Below are 24,222 nucleotides of genomic sequence, written 5' to 3'. Positions count from 1 at the left end.
ATTTATAAAGGAAGGTGACCCGGCTTATGAAATGGAAGCCTGTCTTATCAACTATGAAACCTTATGCACCAGGACGTTCGATAAATGAAGTGAAACGTACATATGGACTCCAGGAAGTAAACAAGCTGGCATCCAATGAAAATCCCTACGGTTCATCTCCCGCTGTTGCGGAATATTTGCGTTCAAAGGCGGATCAATTTGAGATGTATCCGGATGTTTATACAGCAGGTCTGCGAAAAAAATTAGCGGAGTTCCATCAAATAGATCCATCTGAAATTATTTTCAGCAACGGCTCCGATGAAATGGTGACGATTCTTTCCCGCGCTTTACTCCAGGCCGGTTCAAACACTGTAATGGCTGATGTGACTTTCCCTCAATATGCGCATAACGCAAAAATTGAAGGCGCAGAGGTGCGGGCAGTTCCTGTTCTTGAAAATGGTGATCATGACTTAGAAGGTTTTTTACGGGCAGCGGATGAAGAAACAGCAATTATCTGGGTGTGCAATCCGAATAATCCCACTGGCAATCTGCTGTCAAGTCAATCGGTAAAAGACTTCCTGGACCGTGCACCTAAAACAGCATTAGTTGTGCTGGATGAAGCGTACTTTGAATATGTGACGGCTCCGAATCAAGAAGATTCATTAAAATGGATCCACGACTACGACAACTTGATGGTCATGCGCACATTCTCTAAAGCGTACGGTCTTGCCAGCTTCCGTTTAGGGTATGCTGTGATGAATAAAGACCATGTCGCAGAACTGAATAAGGTGCGAAATCCCTTCAATAATAACTCACTTGCACTGGCTGTCGCAGAAGTGGCACTCGGGGATCAGCAATTTTTGCAGGACTGTGTATCGAAAAATGACAAAGAACGGAAAAGGTATACAGAGTATGCAAAGAAGAACTCGCTTGCCATCTATCCTTCCGAGACGAATTTTGTGTTGATCGAAGTGCCCGTGGATGCAGATGTAGCTTGTGAAGTGCTGTTGCAGCAAGGATTCATCGTACGCAGCGGCAATTTGCTTGGAACGCCGGGATTTGTCCGGATTACGATAGGAACAACACAGCAGAACACGGATTTATTCAAAGCGTTCGATGTATTATTAACTAAAAAGTAAGGATAGATGACGATGAAAACTACTGTAAGTATTATAGGACTCGGCCTGATCGGAGGATCTCTCGGACTGGCGCTGAAACGGAATCCCGATGTACATGTAACCGGTTTTGACCGTTCCTATGCGACTGCAGACGAAGCATTTCGCAGAGGAATCATTGACACGGTCGCGCCTTCAGCAAAATCAGCCTGCGAGCAGGCTGACTTTGTCATTTTTGCGACGCCGGTAAATACGACGGTCGCTCTTTTTGAGGAAGCGGTTAATTGGAATTTTAGAGAGAATGCGATTGTCTCGGATACAGGAAGCACCAAAAAGCCTATTATGCAGGCTGCGGAGGTGCTTAAAAAGAAAGGCATCCATTTCATCGGAGGTCATCCGATGGCAGGTTCACATAAAAGCGGTGTATCCGCTGCGCTGGAGCATCTTTTTGAAAATGCATATTATATTTTGACGCCTGCTGATTCCACAACGGAAGAACAAATCACCCGGCTTGAAAATGTGCTGGAATCGACAAAAGCAAAATTGATTGTTCTGCAGGCGGAAGAACATGACCGTATGACTGCGATCATCAGCCACTTTCCGCATATCGTCGCGTCTTCACTCGTTGGCCGTTTAGCCGCACAGGAAGAAGGACAGCCCTTCGTCAAAAGACTTGCGGCAGGCGGATTTCGCGATCTGACACGCATAGCTTCTGCCGATCCCGTTATGTGGCGGGATATTACCATTCAAAATCGGGAAGAGCTGCTGTCGCAGGTAGACGGCTGGCTGGGAGAGATGAATAATATCCGCGCGATGCTGGTGGAAAATAATTCTGATCATATATACAATTTCTTTAATCAGGCAAAAGAATACCGCGATCAGTTGCCTTCAACATACGACGGTGCCACTCAGGGTGCACTTTATATGACTTTTGATTTGCATATCGATGTACCTGACCATCCGGGGGTAATTTCTGAAATCACAAAGATTCTCGCAGAGGCGGATATCAGTTTGACGAATATTCGAATCGTAGAAACGAGAACAGACGTATATGGTATTTTAGTAGTCAGTTTCCAATCGGCAGCCGAGAGAAAACGTGCCCGTCAAGTTCTTTCACAGGAGACGGATTATTCAATGCATGTACTTTGATACAGCAATTTCATTTGTTAGGAGGAGAGCGAAATGACGGAAAAAAAGACGGTTTCATTCGAACAGCCTGTCCTCCGGGGAACGTTGGAAGTACCAGGAGATAAATCCATTTCTCATCGTGCGGTGATGCTTGGTTCAATTGCGAAAGGGAAGACATCTATCACAGGTTTCCTCGACGGCGAGGACTGTCTGAGCACGATCAGCATGTTTCAGCAGCTGGGGGTTTTAATTACGCGGGAAGGGACCTCTGTTCAAGTGGACAGCCCCGGGATTGACGGATGGAAAACACCAGATGAGACGCTTGACGCTGGAAATTCCGGTACCACAGCCCGTCTTATGCTAGGTATTTTAGCGGGATCATCTGTGACGTCCACGGTGCGTGGCGATCAATATTTAACCAAACGTCCAATGAAGCGTGTAACAGCGCCATTAGCCTTGATGGGTGCAGATATTGCCAGTGAAGAGCATGAAGATTACTTACCGCTTACTGTACAAGGAACAAAACTGCAGGCGATCGATTACCGGATGCCTGTAGCGAGTGCTCAAGTGAAATCCGCTGTTTTATTGGCAGGGCTTCAAGCGGAAGGTGTGACGGTCATTACGGAAACAGATATTTCACGAGACCATACAGAACGCATGCTGCGCCAATTCGGCGCTGAAATTTCACAAGAAGGAAAGACGATTTCAATCAAAGGAGGACAGCAATTGACCGGTACAGACGTGGTAGTGCCGGGAGATATATCATCTGCGGCTTTCTTTATGGTTGCTGCAGCAATGACAGCAGACAGCGACGTTTCGTTTGAAAAGGTTGGATTGAATCCTACACGAACAGGTATACTGGACGTATTGGACGCAATGGGTGTCCAGATGGAGCTGTCAGACGAACTAGGACTTGACGGCGAACGTTATGGTACTGTCAGAATCCGGCATTCGAAGCTGAAAGCGACGGAAATCGGCGGTGAACTCATCCCGAGACTGATTGACGAACTGCCCGTACTCGCTCTGCTGGCGACGCAGGCGGAGGGCCGGACAGTAATTAAGGACGCGGAAGAGCTTCGGGTGAAAGAAACGGACCGAATCGAGGCGGTCGCGGCGGAACTCGGGAAGCTGGGTGCCAATATCGAGACGACGCCGGACGGAATGATTATCACTGGTCCTACAGTGCTGAAGGGCGCGACCCTGGCCTCATACGGCGACCACCGTCTCGGTATGATGGCGGCTGTTTCGGGTCTGATCACTGACGGCCCTGTCCATATTGATGACGCTTCCTGTATTGCGATTTCCTATCCGCAATTCTTTGAAGATCTGGAAGGACTAGTGAACACATAAAGATTTACAGAAAGCTCAGGTGAAATAATGAATAGTTTGCAGGAACTGGAGCAGTTTTTATTGGACGGGGATCTGAAATCTCTCAACGATAGAATAGAAAAACTTCAAGCCACAACAGAGTTTGATCAGTTGTATGATGCGGCAAATCTTTTTATAGAATATGGTTTTCTCAGCCAGGCGGACGCTGTTTTCTCTCAGCTGCTTGAGTTCTTCCCGGATGAAGCACAGCTGAAAATCGACCGTGCTGCAGTGCTTCTGGAACTGGGCGAAGAAGATGATGCATTGCTTTTACTGACGGAAATCAAGCCGGAAGAAGAAGAGTATGCGCAGGCATTGCTGGCGCAGGCGGATTATTATCAGACGATCGGTCTTGCAGAAACAGCACTTTCTAAAGTGCGTGAAGCGAGCGCGCTTGCTCCTCACGAACCGGTGATTCAGCTGGCAGAGGCAGAGTTGCTGCTGGATTCGGGCAGATACAGTGAAGCGGTCAGAATCTATCAGAAGCTGCATGAGAAGGCGGATGAACTGGCGGGTGTACGCCTGTCTTCACGTCTCGCAGAAGCGTATAGTGCAGGAGCAGCTTATGAGGAAGCCATTCCTTACTATGAAGAACTGCTGGATCAGGAAACGAATCCAAATGAATTATTTGGACTCGGACTGGCATATTATCAGACAGAGCAATATACGGATGCGCTCAGCAAGCTTGAACAACTGCTTGAAATGGACCCTGACTATTTCTCGGCCTATATGCTGGCGGGGCAAAGCCATGCCCATCTGAATGAAGATGCACAGGCGCTGAAACTGTTCCAGAAGGGTATTGAGCGGGATGCCTATGACAAAGAACTTCAGCTGGCAGCAGGGAAGTCTGCCCTGAAACTTCAGCTGCCGCAAGAAGCAGAACGCTATCTGAAAGAGGCACTTGTTCTGGACCCTGAATATATTGATGCCCTCGTTACGCTTGCTTCTCTGTATGATCAGCAGGAAGATGACGGTGCTTTAATTGAATTACTGACCTATTCAGAAGCGGATCAATTAGAAATACCGCTGCTTCATGCGTTCATGGCCTATGCATATGAACGGACAGAAAGCTATAATGAGGCATATGAAATGTACAAGAAAGCATATGATGGAATGCAGGAGGATCCGGGCTTCATGGATCAGTATGCAAGATATTTATTGGAAGAAGGCAAGCAGACTGAAGCACTGAAGGTTATTCGTCAGCTCGTTGAAATTGCACCCCAAGCAGAAGAATGGACAGTATATCTAGAAGGGCAATCTGAAGAGGAGGTGTGAAATGAATGCCATGGTTCCTGTAACCGCTAAGAAAGACTTTTTAAGGTGGTTTTTAAAGCGCTATCGGCTGAAGCGCCGGGAATGTGTATGGATTTTAAATTATCTTCTTAGCAATGAGCATTTATTGACCAATGTACACTTTACAGACGAAGCTCATCATTGTCCGAGGGCAATGATTATTTCCACCACGGAAGTAGACAGTATTCCATTTCGGTTTTATAAAGGAAACTTAATGACTGCGGATGCTGAAAAATCGTTTCACGACTTACGGCTTCATCCGGATGAAAAGATGTACATTCAGCTAAATTTCAAAAACAGCAATAAGTGTCCGGAATATGCCAGTGTTGCAGAAGAGAATCCATACCTTCCAGAAGACCTTCTGACTAAACGGAAGGATCAGGAAATCGCTGAGCGTCTGCTGGAAGAAAGCGTGACGCTGATGACGAATGAGATGCTGATGAAACGAATCGATGAAGCGCTGGATAAAGGGGATCGCGAACTTTTTATCAGCTTGACGGCACTTCTGAATGAAATGAAAAAAGATAAGGACCAGTGACCAATGACTTCGCCACATTCGGTGAAGTCATTGGTTTGCCTTGCGGTAAAATATGCGCTAAACTTTATGGAGCACTGAGGGAGGAATGAATATGAACTGGATTCCAAAAGATGTGGATACATATATTAGCCAAAAAGAGTATATTGACACCGTAGTAGTGCCGCTGATTGCAGTCGATACGAAGCCGGAAACAATGAAAAATAGTGCGTCCTCCTCAGAATTTCTGATGAATCTTTCTAAATTCATCGAAAAACAATTCAAAGGACGGATGATGTTCCTGCCTCCTGTATCGTATACACAGTCAACAGATATTCAGCAGCTGGCGGATACACTCTCCGGGGATTTGAAGAAATCTTCTTTCCCGCATATTTTCTATCTGACTACTGATCCGAAGTGGACAAGCGTTTCCACCGATGAGAAAGTCATCTGGCTGCCTTCTATACCGCTTGAAACAATGGACGACCATCTGCGCCAGACCATCATGGAAGACCAGCTGAGACAAGTGCTGACTCATTTCATGGATAAATGGAATGGACAGCAAGTAAATGAATGAAAACTAGTTTTTAGTGCAACAGTAAAGACTGGAGGAAAATTCATTCTTGTGCAGGCTGACAAGTAAATCTTCTTTTTCTAAAGTCTTTTCAGGCTGTATCGCTCATTTGAACCTTCTATTTGAGAAAGTTTGAAGAACTGTTCTCGTTTGTCACCAAATCTTAATATTTGTTCACAAACTTAAAGGCCTACTAAAAGCATTATTGAATTTACTTTCATCTTGATATATCATAGATATGTCCTAGTATTACAATTAGCAAAAGAATGTCCGTGGGACTGACTTTGGAGTAAGAGGAGGGAAATTACTGATGAGCAATAAAGTGTCTAGACGCACGTTCCTGAGCTATACACTAATGGGAACTGGTGGGTTCATGGCTTCTGCGATGCTGATGCCGATGATTCGCTTTGCAATTGATCCTGTATTGGCGAGTGCTGGCAGTTCGGATTTTATCCCGACACCACAAAAAGAGGCTGAGTTGACAGAAACTCCGGTTCGAGTAGACTATACAATCAAAGACCGACAAGATGCATGGTATACTTCTGACGAATCAAACACAGCTTGGGTCTACAAAGAAGGCGACAAGGTCATCGCACTTTCTCCAGTCTGTAAGCACCTTGGGTGTACAGTAAACTGGGAAGGCGACGAGCATAAAAATGAGTTTTTCTGCCCATGTCACGCAGGACGTTACAAAAAGAATGGTCAAAACATACCAGGAACACCGCCGCTTGGACCGCTTGATGAGTATGAAGTGGAAATCGTCGACGGATTTGTCTATCTTGGTGCAACAATACCGAACACATTAGTCTAAAGGGTAAGGGGGTACGAACGCAGTGTTAAATAAAATTTACGATTGGGTGGATGAACGGTTAGACATCACTCCAATATGGCGAGACATCGCTGACCATGAAGTACCTGAGCACGTAAACCCTGCACATCATTTTTCTGCATTCATCTATTGTTTCGGAGGTTTGACGTTCTTCGTAACGGTGATTCAAATCTTGTCTGGTATGTTCCTGACAATGTATTACACACCGGATATCGAAAACGCATGGAAATCAGTTTTCTACCTTCAAAATGATGTTGCATTCGGTGAACTTGTGCGTGGAATGCACCACTGGGGAGCTTCGTTAGTTATTGTTATGATGTTCCTACATACTTTGCGTGTATTCTTTACAGGGTCTTATAAGAAGCCTCGTGAATTGAACTGGATCGTCGGTGTGCTGATTTTCGGCGTAATGCTGGGTCTTGGATTCACAGGATATCTATTGCCTTGGGATATGAAAGCATTATTTGCAACAAAAGTTGGGATTGAGATTGCCGCGTCTGTACCTTTCATCGGAGAACAGATCAAGATTCTTCTCGCTGGTGATTCCACAATTTTAGGTGCGCAGACGTTAACAAGATTCTTCGCGATTCATGTATTTTTCCTACCGGCTGCTTTGCTTGGGTTGCTTGCAGCACACTTTATCATGATCAGAAGACAAGGTATTTCCGGACCACTATAAGAACCAATTTTTTGGTTAGGGTCATCTGAAATTTAAGAAGGAGGGAATAACATGCACCGCGGAAAAGGGATGAAATTTGTTGGGGATTCGCGCATCAAAGCTTCAAACAAAATGCCGAATACACCAAAGGATTACTCAGAATATCCGGGTAAAACCGAAGCATTCTGGCCAAACTTTCTATTGAAAGAGTGGATGATTGGAGCCGTTTTCTTAATTGGTTATCTGATTGTCACACTTGCACACCCGTCTCCGCTTGAGCGTCAAGCGGACCCGACGGATACTATGTATATACCGGTTCCAGACTGGTATTTCCTATTCATGTATCAATTACTGAAATATGAATTCGCATCCGGTCCTTTCAACGTGGTCGGTGCCATCATCATTCCAGGATTGGCATTTATGGCTTTAATGTTGGTTCCTTTTATGGATACTACAAAAGAGAGACGTCCATTTAAACGTCCATTGCCAACAGGATTCATGATTCTTTCATTCTTGGCGATTTTCTACCTGACTTGGGAATCAGTTGCTAACCATGACTGGGAAGCTGCAAAAGTTCAAGGTGCAATCGTTGATGAAGTAGAATTTGATGAAACGGCTGAGGGGTATGAAATCTACCAAGGTTCTTCCTGTATTGGCTGTCACGGTGACTCATTCCAAGGCGGACTGGGCTTGCCATTGACGAATACAGGTATGACAGCAGATGAAATTATAAACATTGCCCATGAAGGCCGTGGAGGAATGCCTCCTGGTACATGGGAAGGTTCAGATGAAGATCTTCAAGTGCTTGCTGAGTTCATTGAAGGTTTGAATACTAAGTAAGAAAAAAGAGTCAGGAAACTGACTCTTTTTTTATATAGAATTCTAAAGCGGAAGATGCCGTTTAGCTCCGACAGGCCGAAACGACCCGAGGAGCTGGCATCTGCAGCTGGATGTATCTAAAGTGTAAAGCGCCGTTTAGTCTCGACAGGCACTGGAGGGCTTGCCGCAAAGGCATACATACAAATACATTAAAAAGTAAGGGGGATTGTTTTTGCGTATTTTATTCACGCAGCTCTGGATAACTTTGTCTCACAAATCTTTTTTGTGGATTCTGCTCTTCATTAATATATTTGGCACGGTTTACGGATATGACTGGTATATGTGGCAGCTGGAAATAACGGAACCGAAGTTTTGGATCTTCGTGCCGGACAGCCCGACCGCTACATTGTTTTTCTGTTTCGCCATTATCGGCTGGCTGATGAAACGTCATTTCAAGTTAATGGAAGCGCTCGCACTTATCACACTGGTGAAGTATGGTATCTGGGCAGTCGTCATGAATTTACTGACTCTGGCAGAAACAGGATCGATCGGCTGGGTTGGGTGGATGCTGATCGGCTCCCATTTTGCAATGGCGCTGCAGGGAATACTGTACTTGCCGAATTATCGATTCAACGGCTGGCATATCGCCATCGCTGCGATTTGGACCTTGCATAATGATGTGATCGATTATGTATTCGGCCAAATGCCAATTTACCACGATCTCATGAAGTACAGTCCGCAAATCGGCTATTTCACGTTCTGGATGTCGATTGCGTGTATCGGAATTGCTATTGGGAGCCTGAACTCGAGACGCGCTTCGCTTCAGAACTGACCGTAGTTAAAAGTTGCAGTAAGCAAGTAAACATTATAAAATTAGAGTAGAAAGAAAGGGGAGAGATCGGCTTGTTCTTGATCTATTTAGGTATTATTATATTGCTTCCGCTCTATGCGCAATTTAAAGTGAAAAGCACATATAAGAAATACTCGAAAGTAGCTTCTACGTCAGGTATGACAGGAGCGCAAGTGGCTCGTCTTATTTTAGACCAAAATGGTTTACATGATGTGAAAGTGGTGGAGAGCAAAGGATTCCTTAGTGACCACTACAATCCAATGACTAAAATTGTTGCATTATCTTCAAGTAACTATCACGAAGCATCGGTTGCAGGGACCGCAATTGCCGCGCACGAAGTGGGCCATGCAATTCAAGATAAAGAAGCGTATGCATTTCTGCGCTTCCGACACAGACTGGCGCCTGTTGCCAGCTTGACGTCGAACGCTTCATGGGTGTTCATTATGATCGGCATAATTTTCTCGAGTATGAACTCTTTGCTTGGGATTGGGATTTTATTGATGGCTGTAGGAGTTTTATTCCAGGTTGTTACTTTGCCTGTAGAATTCAATGCTTCTTCACGTGCTATGGATCAAATTGTTGCACACGGAATCATCCGCAACGAAGAAGAACCATTGGCAAAGAAAGTATTGAGCGCTGCTGCTATGACGTATGTTGCTGCTACTGCAGTGGCTGTTCTGGAGCTAGTGCGTTTGTTATTAATTTTCACAAGCCGCGACTGATTATTAGAAGTTTATATAAATTAAAGGCCGTCCGCTTAGCGGGCGGCCTTTAATCTTGTATCGGACGCTTTTGCTCGTCCAATGTAAAGCCTTCGCCCATTACGTCGTGGACTTCCATTAAGGATACGAATGCTTCGGGGTCGACTGAATTAATGATATTCTTCAAACGGATCATTTCGTTCTTGCCGACCACGCAATAAAGTATTTCACGGTCAGCTTTGGAGAAATGTCCATATCCTTTAAAGACTGTCACACCTCGGTCCATCACGGTGCTGATCATCTCTGCCAGCTCATCAGGATAATTGGTGATTATAAATGCCCCGCGGGCTGAATAGGCACCTTCCTGAACGAAATCAATGACTCGCGCGCCGACAAACAGGGCGACCAATGTATACATCATCGAGCGATAATCCAAGTACACAGCCCATGACAGCAAAATGACTGCCGCATCAAATGCAAACATCGTTTTTCCCATGGTGATGCCGTACTTTTTATGAGCAAGTCTTGCAATAATGTCTGAACCGCCTGTCGTTCCGCCGCTTCTGAAAATAATACCGAGACCGACACCGATGAAGACACCTGCAAATAAAGAAACTAGGAATAAATCGCCCTCCATATGGATCTCCACTTGGTATTTCATAAAAATCTTAATGAAAACAGAAACAGCGACCGTTCCGATAACGGTATAAATAAACGCCCGTCTCCCAAGCATCTTCCATCCGAGAAAGAACATCGGAATATTCAGCACCAGGTTCATTAAGGCAGGGTCCCATTGAAACGCAAAAAGCAAAATAAGTGTAATCCCCGTAAATCCACCCTCGGCCAGCTCATGCTGAATCGTAAAATTCACCAATCCGAAACTGAAAATAGCTGCCCCTAGTATAATTAATAATATATTCCGTATACGAATGCCACTGAACAAAGACAACACTCCTTTAATTCGAACAATAATAACAGTATGTCCCAAATATTTTATTTTGACAATAGTCAACGAAATGCATACGATAGGAAGGGGAGCTGATACCGCATGGAAACAACGAAAACAATGGTACAATTACAGCAAGAAGTCGATACATACATAACAGGCTTTAAAGAAGGCTACTTTCCGCCAATGGAACTGATGGCCCGGCTGACAGAAGAGCTTGGCGAACTGTCCCGCGAAGTGCAGGACCGCTACGGCATGAAGAAAAAGAAGTCAACCGAAGCAGTACGGACACTGGAAGAAGAAACAGGAGATCTTTTATTCGTCCTGATTTGTTTTGCCAACTCACAGAATATTAATTTGACCGAAGCGCTGGATACCGTAATGGATAAATTCAAAACGAGAGATGCAGACCGCTGGACCAAAAAGGAGGAATTGTAATGACAATCAAATTAGCAATAGCAGGCGCCCGCGGACGTATGGGTGGAACGGCGGTGCTTGCAGCAGGCGAAGCGGCGGATATAGAGGTTGTGGCAGCACTTGATTATAAACATGACGGGGAATTTCTACATAATGAAACGGTAACAGATATGGAAGGCGGAGTTCCGATCTATACATCACTTTCCGCACTGAACGCAGCGCATCATCCCGATATCCTGCTTGATGTGACAGATCCTGACGCAGTTTTTGCCAACGCCAGTGAGGCACTGACACTTGGTCTGCATGTCGTCATCGGGACATCCGGATTAACGGCGGAAATGCTGACGGACTTAGAATCTCTATCAAAAGAGCAGCAGAAAAGCTGTATTATTGCGCCGAACTTTTCAATCGGAGCAGTCTTGATGATGAAATTTGCACAGCAGGCAGCCCGCTATTTAGGTGATATTGAAATACTGGAAATGCATCATGACCGGAAACTGGATGCACCGTCCGGGACTGCAGTAAAAACAGCTGAAATGATCCGCGAAGTCCGTGCAGCGCATATTCAGGGACACCCGGAAGAACAGGAAAAGATGGCAGGAGCACGGGGAGCAGACGTTGAAGGAATGAAAATTCACAGTATCCGATTGCCCGGATTGCTTGCCCATCAGGAAGTATTGCTTGGGGGAGAAGGGGAATTGCTGAAAATCCGCCACGATTCATTTGACCGTAAATCGTTTGCGCCGGGAATTTTGCTGGCGATCCGTGAAGCAGTCTCAACAACTCAGTTCGTTTACGGACTGGAAAAGATTATCGATTAAACATCCCAGTGAGGCGGTAGAGCATATGCAACAGCATAAATTAAAAGTAGGGGTCATCTGTTATCCTTCATTGGGCGGGTCGGGTGTTGTCGCAACTGAATTGGGCTTGAAAATGGCAGACAGAGGACATGAAATGCATTACATCACATCCAGCAAACCATTTCGGTTTCTTGATGCGCATCCGAATATCCATTTTCATGAAGTGACAATCGAAGGATATGCTGTTTTCAAATACCCGCCGTATGATATTGCACTGGCTAACCGCATAGCGCAAATCATCGAGTCGGAGGACCTGGATCTTTTGCATGTACATTACGCAGTACCGCACGCGATATCTGCGGTTTTAGCGAAGGATATGGCGGAATCCACAATCGGAATTATCACCACACTGCATGGAACAGATGTGACAATTCTTGGCTATGATCCTAATTTAAAAAATACTTTATCCTATGGCATTAATAAATCGGACCGTGTTACTGCAGTTTCACATTCATTACAAAATGAAACGATCGAACTGCTGCATCCAAAAACTGCTATCCAAACCATTTACAATTTTATTGATGAAGATAAATACTATCCGCGCGAAACAACTTCGCTGCGTGAAGAACTCGGAATTACGGCTGACGAAAACGTACTGATCCATATTTCGAACTTCCGTAAAGTCAAACGAATTCCGGATATCATCAAAAGCTTCGAGCTAATCCGCGAGCAGCATGATGTCAAGCTGCTGCTTGTCGGTGAAGGTCCTGAGAAATTTGATTTGGAAAAGTATGTGGAGACGACGGGACTGCAGGACGATATCCTGTTCCTCGGCAAGCGCGATGATCTCCCCGAATTATTATCCCTCAGCGATGTCATGCTGCTGCTTTCCGAGAAAGAAGCATTCGGACTTGTGCTTCTCGAAGGCTTTGCGTGCGGTGTGCCGGCTGTTGCCACTGCGATTGGCGGCATCCCGGAAGTTGTGAAGGACGGACATAATGGCTATCTTGTTGAACTGGGTGATGTACAGGCGGTTGCGGAAAGAGTGTCGCGTTTACTGACGGATGAGGAGCTGCGCAGACAAATGAAACAGCATGCTGTCCAAACTGTGCAAGAACAATTCAGTTCAGAACATATTGTGTCACAGTACGAAGCATTATATGAAGAAGTGGCGGAGATAAAATGAAAACTTCTTTTGGATCGTCAGCGAGCCGGAGTGTCGTCAGGCAATTGGCGGCTGCTGGTTACGAAGCAGTATTTGTCGGAGGGGCTGTACGTGACTTTGCACTGGGCAAAGAACCTGCCGATATCGATATCGCAACGTCAGCCTTGCCCGAACAAGTAAAAGAGGTATTCGGCCATACAGTTGATATCGGCATCGCACATGGAACGGTGTTAGTCATATTGGAAGGCGAACCGATCGAGGTCACAACATTCAGGACAGAAGGCACGTACAGTGATCACCGGCGGCCAGAGGGAGTCTTCTATGTCACTTCGCTGAAAGAAGATCTGCAGCGTCGTGATTTTACGATCAATGCACTGGCGATGACACTGGATGGTGAATTGATCGACCTTTTCGGTGGACTGCAAGATTTGGAAGACCGGTTCATTCGCTGTGTTGGGAATCCTGCCGAACGTTTCAGTGAAGATGCTTTGCGGATTTTTCGTGCGCTGCGTTTTACTTCCGTACTCGATTTCCGGATTGAGCAGGAAACACTGGATGCGATGAAGAAAATGGCATATGAATTGCGTCACATCGCCAGAGAGCGGATTAAAACGGAAATGGATAAGCTGTTAACAGGCCAAAATCCGTCTGCTGCATTCCAATTCAGCAGAGAAATAAAACTTCCAGAACTGTTTCCAGAGCTGTTTTCTTCATTCGAAAGACTGGACGAGTATGCTCCTTTCCGAAGTGTCCGTCACGGCTGGGCTGCAATACTTGCGCTGAGTGAAAGTAATGCTTCAGAGCTTGCCCGACAGTTTAAGCTTTCCAATGAAGACAAACGTTTTTTGAAACAGTTTGAGGAAGCTTCGGCAAAACGAAAAAAACATTTATTCGAAGAGCTCGACCTGTATGATTTTCCGCTCGATGTATTGGAAATCACCGAAATGATCCATTTATCGCGATATCCCAATGAAAAAGTGGAGCCAGTGGAAGAATTAGCTGCACGAAAGCAGCAATTACCGATCCAGCAGCGGTCTGAACTGGCATTTACTGGAACAGATTTATTGGAGTGGTCAGGCAGACGCGGCGGAAAATGGACGAGTGAGTGGATACGAATCATTGAAGAAGCGGTTGTATGCAGACTGATTGAAAATGACGCGCAGGCGATAAAGGAATGGTTTGTCTATGAAATCTCCCGTAAAGAATGAGTTATTGAAAAGATTATTTGCTGCTCAAGGCGAGCCGGTATCAGGCCAGGACATAGCCGATGAATTTGGGCTGTCCCGCACGGCAATATGGAAATATATTAAAGAGTTAGAAGAAGAGGGCTATGAAATCGGTTCGATGCGTAAAAAGGGTTATTTTTTAATTCAGGCACCGGATTTGGTGAATGCCGCGAACATCAGTACATATCTGCAGACGGAGCGCTATGGATGTCATATCCAACATTTCTCCACATGCCCGACAACTCAGACGATAGCACATGAGAAAGCACAGGGCGGAGCAGTGGACGGCACGCTGATTATTTCTGAAGAACAAACGGCCGGAAAAGGACGCCTCGCGCGGCCCTGGGCTTCAAACGCCGGGCGCGGTATCTGGATGAGTCTGATCATTCGTCCCAAACTGGCGCCGCAGCAAGCACCCCAGCTGACTCTTGTTGCAGCAGTTGCAATCGTCCGGGCGATAGAAGATGTGGCGGAAATTCAGCCTGTCATTAAATGGCCTAACGATATTTTACTTAACGGCAAGAAAGTGACCGGTATTTTGACGGAGCTGCAGGCAGATCCCGACCGTGTAAAAGCGATTATCCTCGGAATAGGATTGAACGCCAATCAGGAGCCGAAAGATTTCCCGGATGAGCTGCAGGCGATTGCCACTTCATTGAAAATTGAAACAGGCATACATATAGACCGGGCGAAGTTGGTGGCAAAAATACTGCAATATCTGGAGCACTACACAACACTCTATGTAGAAAAAGGCTTTGCGCCCATAAAATTATTGTGGGAAAGTTATGCAACGATCACAGGTAAGCGAATTACTGCCCGTATGGTCAATGAAACGGTTGAAGGAACTGCGCTTGGTATTTCATCAGAGGGTATGCTGGAATTGAAGCTCGATGACGGAACGGTGCGGGGAATTTATTCTGCTGACATAGAAATTAAGAATTAAAACTATACAGAATCTTACTGTTTTGATATAGTATACATCGAAGGGCGGTATCGATGAAGAGCTGCACCTGTACATGAATTGAAATAGCAACTAGATCTGCCTTGATCTGAAAAGACAGGGACGGAGGATGCATTGACTAATGCTTACACAACCCTTCTGTCCAATTATGGATCAGCAGGGTTTTATTTTTGTGATAATGGACAAGAATACCCGCTGAAATCATTCCAAAAGGAGAAGATGAACAGTGAAAACTACAACAGATTTTTCAAAAATGAAAGCAGTCGGGGAAAAAATCAGCATGCTGACGGCATATGATTTTCCGACAGCACAAATTGCAGAGCAGGCAGGCGTAGATGTCCTGCTGGTCGGTGATTCATTGGGAATGGTCGTATTAGGATATGATTCGACAGCACTCGTGACACTTGACGAAATGATTCACCACGGAAAAGCAGTACGCCGGGGGGCAAAAGATACGTTTGTCATCGTGGATATGCCTTTTGGGACGTATCACGGTTCGGCGGACCAAACGCTTCAGCAGGCGCTGCGTCTATTCCAGGAAACTTCTGCGAATGCAGTGAAAGTGGAAGGCAGCGGCGAAGTGATCGACAAGATTCGTCTGCTGACAACAGCAGGAATTCCAGTCTGTGCACATCTGGGACTGCTTCCTCAGTCAGCGGGCGTAACGGGCGGCTATAAAGTGCAAGGGAAAACAGCTGCAGCTGCACAGCAGTTAATTGATGATGCCAAGGCTTGTGAAGCGGCAGGGGCATTCATGATTGTCGTTGAATGTATTCCGTTCCAATTGGCGAAAGAAGTGGCAGCTGCTGTATCGATTCCGCTGATCGGTATCGGTGCGGGCGCAGAAACAGACGGTCAGGTTCTTGTTTTTCACGATATGGTGCGCTACGGCAATCATAATCTGCCGAAATTTGTAGAAAGCTATGCAGATATTGGCAAAGATATTGAAGGAGCAATCAAACTCTATAATCTGGCAGTGAAAAACGGTTCTTTCCCTTCAGAAAGCCATCGCTTCACAATGAAAGAAGAAGAGCTGGATGCCCTGTACGGAGGAAAGAAACTATGAATGCAAATGCGACTATGCAAATCGTACGCTCGGTAGCGGAGCTGCAGAATATCTTAAACCCGCGGCAGCGTGAGGGCAGGACAGTCGGTTTCGTGCCGACAATGGGTTTCCTTCATGAAGGACATCTTGCGCTGGCCGGCCAGGCAAGAAGAGAGCATGATGTAGTTGTCATGAGTATTTTCGTCAATCCTGCACAATTCGGACCCGGGGAGGACTATGAGGCCTATCCGCGTGATGAGCAGCGCGATGCGGAATTGGCGGCGGCAGCAGGGGTGGATTATTTATTCATTCCGTCCGTTGAAGAAATGTATCCGCATGACAGCTCGATACGGATTTTACCGGGAACGCAGGCTGAACAGCTCTGCGGCGCGAGCAGACCGGGACATTTCGACGGAGTTCTGAAAGTTTTGCTGAAACTGTTCAATATCGTCGATCCTGATGAGTCCTACTTCGGAATGAAAGATGCACAGCAATTGGCGATAATTGAGACATTTGTACGGGACTTTAATTTGCGAACAGCGATTAATCGTGTCGAAACAGTGCGTGAAGAAGACGGCATGGCGAAAAGTTCGCGCAACGTCCGCCTGACAGAGCAGGAACGAAAAGAAGCAAGTGCGATTAACCGTGCGTTGGCAAGCGGCAAGAAAAGTTATTATGAAGGTGTGCCGCTTAGTGAAATTGAGAAAATCGTTAGTTCAGCAATTGAGAATCATACTTCAGGTACGATTGATTACGTCAAAGCATTAGCCTATCCTTCTCTGGATGAAGACTTCAGCGATGCAGATGAGGTAATTATCGCAGCTGCCGTTAAATTTTCTTCCACAAGGTTAATCGATAATATTATTATGTCAACAATAAAGGATGAGAGAAAATGATTAGAATGATGATGAATGGGAAAATCCACCGCGCGACTGTAACAGAAGCCAATCTGAACTATGTAGGCAGTATTACAATTGACCGCGATCTGTTGGATGCTGCAGGCATGCTGCCAAATGAAAAGGTACAGATCGTCAATAATAACAACGGAGCACGCTTTGAAACCTATATTATTGAAGGCGAAAGAGGGAGCGGCGTTATCTGTGTAAACGGCGCAGCAGCCCGCCTGGTACAACCAGGAGATATCGTCATCATTTTGAATTATGTCTACTTGTCCGACGAAGAAGCGCGCACACACCAGCCGAACGTTCTGATCATGGACAAGCAGAACCGCATTAAAGAACTCATCACTGAAAAACCTGGTGTGGCAATATTTTAAGACTGCCGGCACACAGGGAGAAAACGTTAAAAAACATAGCAATTGGGGACGCAATTCGCTTATGAATTGGTGTCCCCATTTTTGTTGTTATATCAATGTTTAAGACGATTATCGATAGTAAACCGCGTTAGAATCGGCAGACGAATTAACAACAGCACATAAATTTATGCGCCACTGCTAATTACGTAGTTAATATGCTTGTTAATTGGTGGGTGGAATGGATTCCTTGAAAGCAATTTTGAATCAATTGAAAACGTCGAAGAGAACAAAGCATTTTGTGCTAAAATAGATTATAAGAGGACGGCTTATTAAACAATCAGGGCCATATTGTTGCACAATGTAACAGGGAGATACAGAATTTATGAGGATTAGAGAGTTTCAAGGTTCTGATATTAATCAGGTTGTTTCCATATTTTATGAAACAATACATTCAGTAAACGCAGCAGATTATTCAATAGAACAACTTAATGCTTGGGCACCAAAAGATGAGATTGAGGCAAAATTGGAAAGTTGGAATAAGTCTTTAAGTAATAACGTCACTTATGTTGCTGAAATAAACGGTAAAATTGTCGGTTTTGGCGATATGACACATAATGGGTACCTGGATAGACTCTATACTCATAAGGATTTTCAGGGACAAGGAATTGCAACAGTTTTAGTAAATAAGCTCGAATCCCTAGCAAGGAAAATTAGGCTCTCGGAAATTTATACAGAAGCAAGTGTAACGGCTAAGTCATTTTTTGAGCGTCGCGGGTATCAGATAATAAGATCCCAAAACGTAGTACGCAAGGGGATTACATTACCTAATTTTCAAATGACCAAAAAGTTGGTTTCCGAGTAATTATAGCTAGTTGTCAGTATACCGCAAAAGGGCGCTTTTTCTTGAAAAAAGAGCAGCAGCAATACGCAAACTGACTGCGTTGTTACTATCAAACTATATGTGTGGAGGGGATTATGGTTTACTTACATGGCTTTTCATTTCCAAATGAGGGAATGGAATTTGACTTTTTCATGAAGATAAAAAGAACATGCTATGACTCATTTTATCCATTTAAAATTTTATCAAGAAATGATTTTGCAACGATTGTTTTTGAGCCAGTGACGATTTTATATGGTGGAAATGGTTCAGGAAAGAGTACAGCGTTGAATGTGATGGCAGAAAAAACTGGAATCAAACGTGATTCTGTCTATAATAAATCTAATTTCTACCCTGATTATGTCAATATGTGCGAAATGCAACTTAAAGCGGATATTCCTGAAAATAGCCGGATTATAACGAGTGATGATGTATTTGACTATATGTTGAATATCCGGAATCTCAACCAAGGAATTGATCAAAAACGGGAAGAAATCTTCGAGGAATATTTGGAAGTGAAGTACGCCCATTTTCAAATGAAGTCCATGGGGGATTATGAGCAGTTAAAGAAAGTTAACGCAGCCAGAAGTAAAACACAATCTCGCTTTGTGAGAAATGAATTGATGGACAACGTGAAAGAATATTCGAATGGGGAAAGTGCATTCCTGTATTTCACTGAAAAAATTGGCGACAATGGGCTTTATATTTTAGATGAGCCTGAAAATAGTCTTTCTCCAAAACGTCAAATGGAATTGATGAAGTTTATTGAAGACTCTGCCCGTTTTTTTGGCTGTCAGTTTATCATATCAACGCATTCACCATTTTTACTGTCCATGAAAGAGGCGAAAATTTACAATCTGGATGAGAACCCTGTCAAGGTGCGACGTTGGACAGAATTAGAAAACGTCCGTACATATTATGAATTTTTCAATAAACATAAGGAGATGTTTTGAGGTTCTGATGAATAAAAAATATCAACCTCAGGATACAACCTAGGGTGGAATTGTGACGAGGTTGGAGGACAGCATATATTCAACGCTCATTTTCATGTATTGCCTAGTTATGATGATGAACTACTTGCAGGCAAAGGTATTGTATCCATGTTTAAAAGTGCTAATAATCAAAGAGGAAGTTATTGATACTTATGATTTTTTTATCGCCGTATTACAAATGTATCTATATCGTAATCGGGCCATTTGGATGAATAGGGTGATAGCAAACAAAGCAAGGAGTGGGGAAATGGGTAAAACAATAGTTAGGCATTTATGGAATGCTATTTCAGGGGTATTTGTTTTGTTATTATCGCTGTGGATGAGCGGACCAGGAATTGCGGAGACTGACACATCAATGTACAGATGGTACTTCATGTTATTGTTTGTTTTGTGGGTAATTGGATTTGTATTGCAGTTCAAGAAGCGATCTAGGCTTTTAGGGGTTGTTATAACACTCCTACCTGTCATATATTACTTGGCAATTTATATACGAGCCGCATTTATGTAATCAAAAGGGCGCTTTAATTGAACAATCTGCTGCCTTTACATGGCAGTTTTTTCTTGTTGAGTGATTGAATTAAATATTTCCGAATTTAGCAGAATCTAAATCTGTCAGGTTTATGAAAAGACTTCTTTGATAACGTCATTTACCAAACAACCTAGCAAAAAAGCCTTCTTATAAGGAAAGACTTTTCATAAAAAAGTATGTATTAGAGATAAACATTCATCGGTAGTTTCTTGCGGTGCTTTGTCTTTCACTTGAAAATTGCGGGATCTCCAGTCCAAACTCTTAACCTGATCTGTCAAAACAGCTCCCGAAATAGCCAAGCCGGATGGCAAGGCTACTTCGAAAGGATAACCTTTGACTTGGTTTGTGATTGGACAGATGACTGCAAATCCTGTTACATCGTTAAAGGTTTGTGGCGATAGGACAATGCCAGGTCGATGACCAGCCTGTTCGTGTCCTGCTTGTGGGTTGAATTGAGCGTAAACTAAATCTCCTCGTTCAGGTACTGTCATTAAATTAATTCATTCCCTTCTGTTCCAAAATTAATTTCTGTATGACGATTTTCGGGTGTGATTTCCGCTAATAATTCTTCCAATACCGGAACTTTCTTTTTTGGGATTAATGAGATTTCTCGGTCATTCACTACATTTATTTCGATTTTGGAGCCTTGATGAATTGCCAATCTTTCAGCAAATGCACTAGGAATACGAACTGCCAAACTGTTTCCCCATTTTTGAACGGTAGTTTCAACTGTCATGGTTTTCACTCCTTTTTCATTATCTGATTCCATTATAACACCTCAATTCTATTGCGTATACACATAGTATATACATGAGGCGCAAAATTGATACTTGATATTGCAAAAAACAAAAGGAGTTAAGTATCCTGTCCAGTATATTTACTAACACTTAGACAACGAAAAGGAAGTGAATATGGCAAATTTTCTAACACATTTAAAGAAACCCATTCGCAGATGGGTTTCTTTTTTGATGAAGGCGGGACGTGAGTAGGTGCTCTAAGTATGATACAATTTGCTAGAGAAACCAAAACAGGAAGTGGATGATGGGATGTCTACAAGCAAATACGCAGTTGTGGATCTGGAAACCACAGGTCATTCACCTTCTAAGGGCGACCGAATCATACAGATTGCAATTGTCTTTATTGAAAACAATCAAATTACCGATACATATATGCGTTACGTGCACCCCGGGCGTGCGATACCGCCATTCATTCACCACTTAACATCAATCGGTGACCAAGACGTAGCAGACGCGCCTCCGTTTGAAGAAATTGCACAGGAAGTAGCGGACTTATTGGCGGGATGCGTATTTGTCGCGCACAATACAGACTTTGACGTGTCCTTTTTGCAAAAAGAACTCGTGCGCTGCGGCGTTTCAAAATGGCACGGCCAGAAAATTGATACAGTAGAGCTTGCGAAAATATTGTATCCGACGCTGCCGAGTTATCGCTTGCAGGATATTGCGGAAGCTCTCCAAATTTCACTCCAGCAGGCACACCGGGCGGATGACGATGCGGAAGCGACAGCCAGATTTTTATTGCAGGCGATAGCGAAGATTAATACGCTGCCTAAAGAAACGCTGAATCGTCTCCATGAGCGTTCATTTGCACTCAAATCTGATCTGTCTACGCTATTTTACGACGAGTTGCGCGCGGCACAGGGCAGAGAAACAACCAGAGACTTTGCGTTGTTCCGGGGGATTCCATACCTGAGAATGAAAGAAACAGTCGAATACACCGCTGCATCAATGGATTTCCCATCCACTGATGAAGAAAAAGAACAGCTGCTGCAGATGATCAGTCCGAGGTTTCATGTCAGAAGAGGTCAGGCTGAACTGATGGATCTAACTTGGCGGGCTTTCGCTGAAAAGAAACAAGTGGCTGTTGAAATACCGACAGGAGTCGGAAAGACCATTGGCTATTTGATTCCAGCTGTACTGCAGGCATCGATTACGAGAAAGCCGGTAGTCATCAGCACGTACACGAATCATTTGGTAGATAAGTTAGCCGAAGAAGTAGAACAGCTGGAAAAAGCTTTACAACTGCCTATACCGACTACTGTCATCAAAGGAATGGCAAATTATATTTCATTGGGGAAATTTGAAGAATTATTGCGGTTTACCGATGAAGTCTATGATGATTCCATGACGATCATGCAGCTGCTTGTCTGGCTGACAGAGACAAAGACAGGTGATGTCGATGAAGTTAATGTCTCAGGGGGCGGACAGCTGTTCATCGACAGAATTCGCAGACGCTCCGCTTATTTGAAGGAAGATGAACGGACTGCGGATTTTTATTCGCGGATTGTGGCGCGGAGCAAGCAGTCGATGATTGTCGTGACCAATCATTCGATGCTGATGAATGACAAAGAGCGAAACGATCCGTTGTTTCAGTCAATCGGCGGACTCATTGCGGATGAAGCGCATCAGCTGTATCAAGCGGCGATTCGCACACATGAGCAAGTCTTCTCCTACACAAATTGGAAATATGTCATGAGCCAGCTGAACTCATTCAGCAACGGGCAGCTGTTGTTTGATATACAGGAGATCTTATTACGATTTCATTTCAATCACAAATACGCCACTGAAAAACTGCAACAATCGTATGAAGAATTTATTCTGGCTTTTGACGATTCGATGATTGTTTTGATGAACGCGAGTGCAAAACATGGGAATCAGCGTACAACACGTACAGTAGAGACGCTGCAGAAACAATTGCCGCAGCCAGACAGTTTTCGAACGGTCCTGCGAAAAATGAATAACTATATTTCGCAGGCGGAAAATTATATTTCTCCTTTAGAGAAAGTGCCAAATGAATTGACGTTCCATGAACAGGCCGAGGTAAATGAGTGGCTGTACTGGATCAATGAAATGAAAATCAAGGCGGGGGAATGGGTGGAGCTGTTCTTGGATGAATCACAGAGAAACACAACAGTCTGGATGGAGAAAGACAGCAGAAGTCTCCCGGGAAGTTTGCAGATCAAAAAAAGTCCGATCTATGCCGGTTCCGTTGTCCGTACCTTCTTGGACCGGCTGGAAGGCGAAGCAGGAGTCATTTGGACATCCGGCACGTTAACAGCAGGCAAGGACGAACGGTTTGTGCTGGACCAGCTCGGTGTTTCCGATACCGTTCCGCTTTATACGTTTGATGCACCGGAAAACTTTTATGCAGGCGCCCATACATTTATTGTGGAAGATATGCCTGACATACAGCAAGTGACGAATGAAGAGTATATTGCAGCGGTCGCGGATTCACTGATTCAGACGGCTGTTGCGATAGACGGACGTGTTTTTGCTTTATTCCTGTCACATGATATGCTGAAAAAAACATATGAAGAAATTCTCGACAGCGGTTCCCTGCAGGAAGATTATATGCTGATTGCACAAGGCGTCAGCTCAGGAAGCCGCCACAAATTGCTGAAGACATTCAAACAGCAGGAAAAAGCCATTTTATTCGGCACGACAAGCTTCTGGGAAGGAGTCGATGTGCCGAGCGACGAATTGTCGGCGGTCGTCATCGTCCGTCTCCCATTTACTTCGCCTGAAGAGCCGCTGTATAAAGCCCGCGCTGCCCTTTTGCAGGAGAATAAGAAAAATGCATTCACTCACCTGGGACTGCCGGAAGCGATACTCCGTTTCCGCCAAGGTTTCGGCAGACTGATCCGTTCATCAGACGAGAAAGGATTCTTTATCATCCTGGACCGCCGGATCGAAACAAAATCCTATGGCAGAAACTTCTTAGAAGCGCTGCCAAAATCTTTTGTAAAAAAAGTATCCTTAGAGACTCTGGTGAACGAGATAGAAAATTGCTATAATGATTCATGATAATAAAAGCGGAAAGCGCTGTTTAGTCTCGACAGGCGTTGGAGGGCTTAAAAATAAAGGCGCACTTTGCCTTTATCTTTAAGTCCCAAAACGACCCGAGAGACTGGCGCTTGGAGCTGGATAGAATAAAAGCGGAAAGCGCCGTTTAGTCTCGACAGGCACTGGAGGGTTTGTCGACAAAGGTGCGCCCTTTGCACCTTTTCGTCAAATCTGAAGTGACCCGAGAGACTGGCGCTTGCAGCTGGATAAAATAAAAGCGGAAAGCGGCTGTCCAGAGGCGGCAGGCATAAGACGAAGATGCGAAGCGGCGTTCTGTGCCGCACAGCAGCTTTGACTTATGACCCGAGCCTCTAGCCGCTT

At 44.6% G+C, this 24,222-nt stretch carries 25 protein-coding genes; 22 read left to right on the top strand and 3 right to left on the bottom strand.

The genetic code is table 11. From position 1 onward, the window contains the following. Window positions 1-26: 26 nt before the first annotated feature. The 11 genes from hisC to GDZ68_RS00180 all read left to right on the top strand — a co-directional run bounded on the left by hisC (window position 27) and on the right by GDZ68_RS00180 (window position 9,849). Window positions 27-1,118 carry a histidinol-phosphate transaminase gene (gene hisC / locus GDZ68_RS00230; RefSeq protein ID WP_153720267.1) on the top strand — a complete coding sequence of 364 codons (1,092 nt, stop codon included), beginning with the start codon at window positions 27-29 and terminating at the stop codon, window positions 1,116-1,118. 12 nt (window positions 1,119-1,130) lie between these two features. Further along, window positions 1,131-2,243: a prephenate dehydrogenase gene (locus GDZ68_RS00225; RefSeq protein ID WP_153720266.1), complete on the top strand. Its 1,113-nt coding sequence runs from the start codon at window positions 1,131-1,133 to the stop codon at window positions 2,241-2,243. A 33-nt stretch (window positions 2,244-2,276) separates the two neighbouring features. Continuing rightward, on the top strand, window positions 2,277-3,572 hold the full coding sequence (aroA, locus tag GDZ68_RS00220; protein WP_153720265.1) for a 3-phosphoshikimate 1-carboxyvinyltransferase: 1,296 nt from the start codon (window positions 2,277-2,279) through the stop codon (window positions 3,570-3,572). 27 nt (window positions 3,573-3,599) lie between these two features. Continuing rightward, the gene (locus tag GDZ68_RS00215; RefSeq protein ID WP_153720264.1) at window positions 3,600-4,865 is read left to right on the top strand and encodes a tetratricopeptide repeat protein; all 1,266 of its coding nucleotides are present in this window, start codon (window positions 3,600-3,602) and stop codon (window positions 4,863-4,865) included. 1 nt (window position 4,866) lies between these two features. Further along, window positions 4,867-5,421, top strand: coding sequence for a ReoY family proteolytic degradation factor (locus GDZ68_RS00210; protein WP_153720263.1), 555 nt, complete (start codon window positions 4,867-4,869; stop codon window positions 5,419-5,421). A gap of 91 nt (window positions 5,422-5,512) precedes the next feature. Then, window positions 5,513-5,974 carry a DUF2487 family protein gene (locus GDZ68_RS00205; protein WP_194841004.1) on the top strand — a complete coding sequence of 154 codons (462 nt, stop codon included), beginning with the start codon at window positions 5,513-5,515 and terminating at the stop codon, window positions 5,972-5,974. 304 nt (window positions 5,975-6,278) lie between these two features. Further along, window positions 6,279-6,782 (top strand): ubiquinol-cytochrome c reductase iron-sulfur subunit, encoded by a 504-nt coding sequence (locus GDZ68_RS00200; protein WP_153720261.1) that lies wholly within the window; start codon window positions 6,279-6,281, stop codon window positions 6,780-6,782. Window positions 6,783-6,804: 22 nt separating this feature from the next. Then, entirely contained in the window at window positions 6,805-7,479 is a 675-nt protein-coding gene (gene qcrB, locus GDZ68_RS00195) for a menaquinol-cytochrome c reductase cytochrome b subunit (RefSeq protein WP_029053030.1), read from the top strand. Between the two features lie 51 nt (window positions 7,480-7,530). Beyond that, a complete protein-coding gene (locus GDZ68_RS00190; protein WP_153720260.1) occupies window positions 7,531-8,298 on the top strand; it encodes a menaquinol-cytochrome c reductase cytochrome b/c subunit in 768 nt (255 codons plus the stop codon). Between the two features lie 211 nt (window positions 8,299-8,509). Further along, complete coding sequence (lhaT, locus tag GDZ68_RS00185; protein WP_228550963.1) at window positions 8,510-9,109, top strand: lipoprotein heptaprenylglyceryl N-acetyltransferase LhaT; 600 nt, start codon at window positions 8,510-8,512, stop codon at window positions 9,107-9,109. Between the two features lie 65 nt (window positions 9,110-9,174). Continuing rightward, window positions 9,175-9,849 carry a zinc metallopeptidase gene (locus GDZ68_RS00180; protein WP_153720258.1) on the top strand — a complete coding sequence of 225 codons (675 nt, stop codon included), beginning with the start codon at window positions 9,175-9,177 and terminating at the stop codon, window positions 9,847-9,849. A 49-nt stretch (window positions 9,850-9,898) separates the two neighbouring features. Here the strand turns inward: GDZ68_RS00180 and GDZ68_RS00175 are convergent, their stop codons facing one another. Then, on the bottom strand, window positions 9,899-10,771 hold the full coding sequence (locus GDZ68_RS00175; protein ID WP_153720257.1) for a YitT family protein: 873 nt from the start codon (window positions 10,769-10,771) through the stop codon (window positions 9,899-9,901). 105 nt (window positions 10,772-10,876) lie between these two features. On the opposite strand from GDZ68_RS00175, the gene GDZ68_RS00170 reads away from it, so the two are divergent. From GDZ68_RS00170 to GDZ68_RS00125, 10 genes are all read left to right on the top strand, one after another. Next, window positions 10,877-11,212: a nucleotide pyrophosphohydrolase gene (locus GDZ68_RS00170; protein WP_153720256.1), complete on the top strand. Its 336-nt coding sequence runs from the start codon at window positions 10,877-10,879 to the stop codon at window positions 11,210-11,212. Next, a complete protein-coding gene (dapB, locus tag GDZ68_RS00165) occupies window positions 11,212-12,012 on the top strand; it encodes a 4-hydroxy-tetrahydrodipicolinate reductase (RefSeq protein ID WP_153720255.1) in 801 nt (266 codons plus the stop codon). Before GDZ68_RS00170 ends, dapB begins: the two co-directional genes overlap by 1 nt. Window positions 12,013-12,037: 25 nt before the next feature. Then, on the top strand, window positions 12,038-13,177 hold the full coding sequence (bshA, locus tag GDZ68_RS00160) for an N-acetyl-alpha-D-glucosaminyl L-malate synthase BshA (protein ID WP_153720254.1): 1,140 nt from the start codon (window positions 12,038-12,040) through the stop codon (window positions 13,175-13,177). After that, on the top strand, window positions 13,174-14,364 hold the full coding sequence (locus GDZ68_RS00155; protein ID WP_153720253.1) for a CCA tRNA nucleotidyltransferase: 1,191 nt from the start codon (window positions 13,174-13,176) through the stop codon (window positions 14,362-14,364). The genes bshA and GDZ68_RS00155 overlap by 4 nt, the downstream gene beginning before the upstream one ends. Beyond that, window positions 14,342-15,325, top strand: coding sequence for a biotin--[acetyl-CoA-carboxylase] ligase (locus tag GDZ68_RS00150; RefSeq protein WP_153720252.1), 984 nt, complete (start codon window positions 14,342-14,344; stop codon window positions 15,323-15,325). The genes GDZ68_RS00155 and GDZ68_RS00150 overlap by 23 nt, the downstream gene beginning before the upstream one ends. Window positions 15,326-15,569: 244 nt before the next feature. Beyond that, entirely contained in the window at window positions 15,570-16,409 is an 840-nt protein-coding gene (gene panB / locus GDZ68_RS00145) for a 3-methyl-2-oxobutanoate hydroxymethyltransferase (RefSeq protein WP_153720251.1), read from the top strand. Beyond that, entirely contained in the window at window positions 16,406-17,284 is an 879-nt protein-coding gene (panC, locus tag GDZ68_RS00140; RefSeq protein WP_330583155.1) for a pantoate--beta-alanine ligase, read from the top strand. The genes panB and panC overlap by 4 nt, the downstream gene beginning before the upstream one ends. Then, entirely contained in the window at window positions 17,281-17,664 is a 384-nt protein-coding gene (panD, locus tag GDZ68_RS00135) for an aspartate 1-decarboxylase (RefSeq protein ID WP_153720250.1), read from the top strand. The genes panC and panD overlap by 4 nt, the downstream gene beginning before the upstream one ends. 361 nt (window positions 17,665-18,025) lie before the next feature. Next, a complete protein-coding gene (locus GDZ68_RS00130; protein ID WP_153720249.1) occupies window positions 18,026-18,505 on the top strand; it encodes a GNAT family N-acetyltransferase in 480 nt (159 codons plus the stop codon). Between the two features lie 113 nt (window positions 18,506-18,618). Next, window positions 18,619-19,473 (top strand): AAA family ATPase, encoded by an 855-nt coding sequence (locus GDZ68_RS00125; RefSeq protein ID WP_153720248.1) that lies wholly within the window; start codon window positions 18,619-18,621, stop codon window positions 19,471-19,473. Between the two features lie 732 nt (window positions 19,474-20,205). Here the strand turns inward: GDZ68_RS00125 and GDZ68_RS00120 are convergent. Together GDZ68_RS00120 and GDZ68_RS00115 are read right to left on the bottom strand one after the other, a co-directional pair. Next, the gene (locus tag GDZ68_RS00120) at window positions 20,206-20,532 is read right to left on the bottom strand and encodes a type II toxin-antitoxin system PemK/MazF family toxin (RefSeq protein ID WP_153720247.1); all 327 of its coding nucleotides are present in this window, start codon (window positions 20,530-20,532) and stop codon (window positions 20,206-20,208) included. Continuing rightward, the gene (locus GDZ68_RS00115; RefSeq protein ID WP_153720246.1) at window positions 20,532-20,810 is read right to left on the bottom strand and encodes an AbrB/MazE/SpoVT family DNA-binding domain-containing protein; all 279 of its coding nucleotides are present in this window, start codon (window positions 20,808-20,810) and stop codon (window positions 20,532-20,534) included. The genes GDZ68_RS00120 and GDZ68_RS00115 overlap by 1 nt, the downstream gene beginning before the upstream one ends. Before the next feature lie 277 nt (window positions 20,811-21,087). On the opposite strand from GDZ68_RS00115, the gene dinG reads away from it, so the two are divergent. Continuing rightward, window positions 21,088-23,862: an ATP-dependent DNA helicase DinG gene (dinG, locus tag GDZ68_RS00110; RefSeq protein ID WP_153720245.1), complete on the top strand. Its 2,775-nt coding sequence runs from the start codon at window positions 21,088-21,090 to the stop codon at window positions 23,860-23,862. Window positions 23,863-24,222 lie beyond the last annotated feature (360 nt).

Origin of the sequence: Sporosarcina cascadiensis (genome assembly GCF_009650995.1) — a bacterium.
In the GTDB taxonomy this organism is placed as follows: Bacteria; Bacillota; Bacilli; order Bacillales_A; family Planococcaceae; genus Sporosarcina; species Sporosarcina cascadiensis.
The sequence above is the reverse complement of the archived record's forward strand: the minus strand, read 5'-3'. Positions and strand labels throughout refer to the sequence as shown.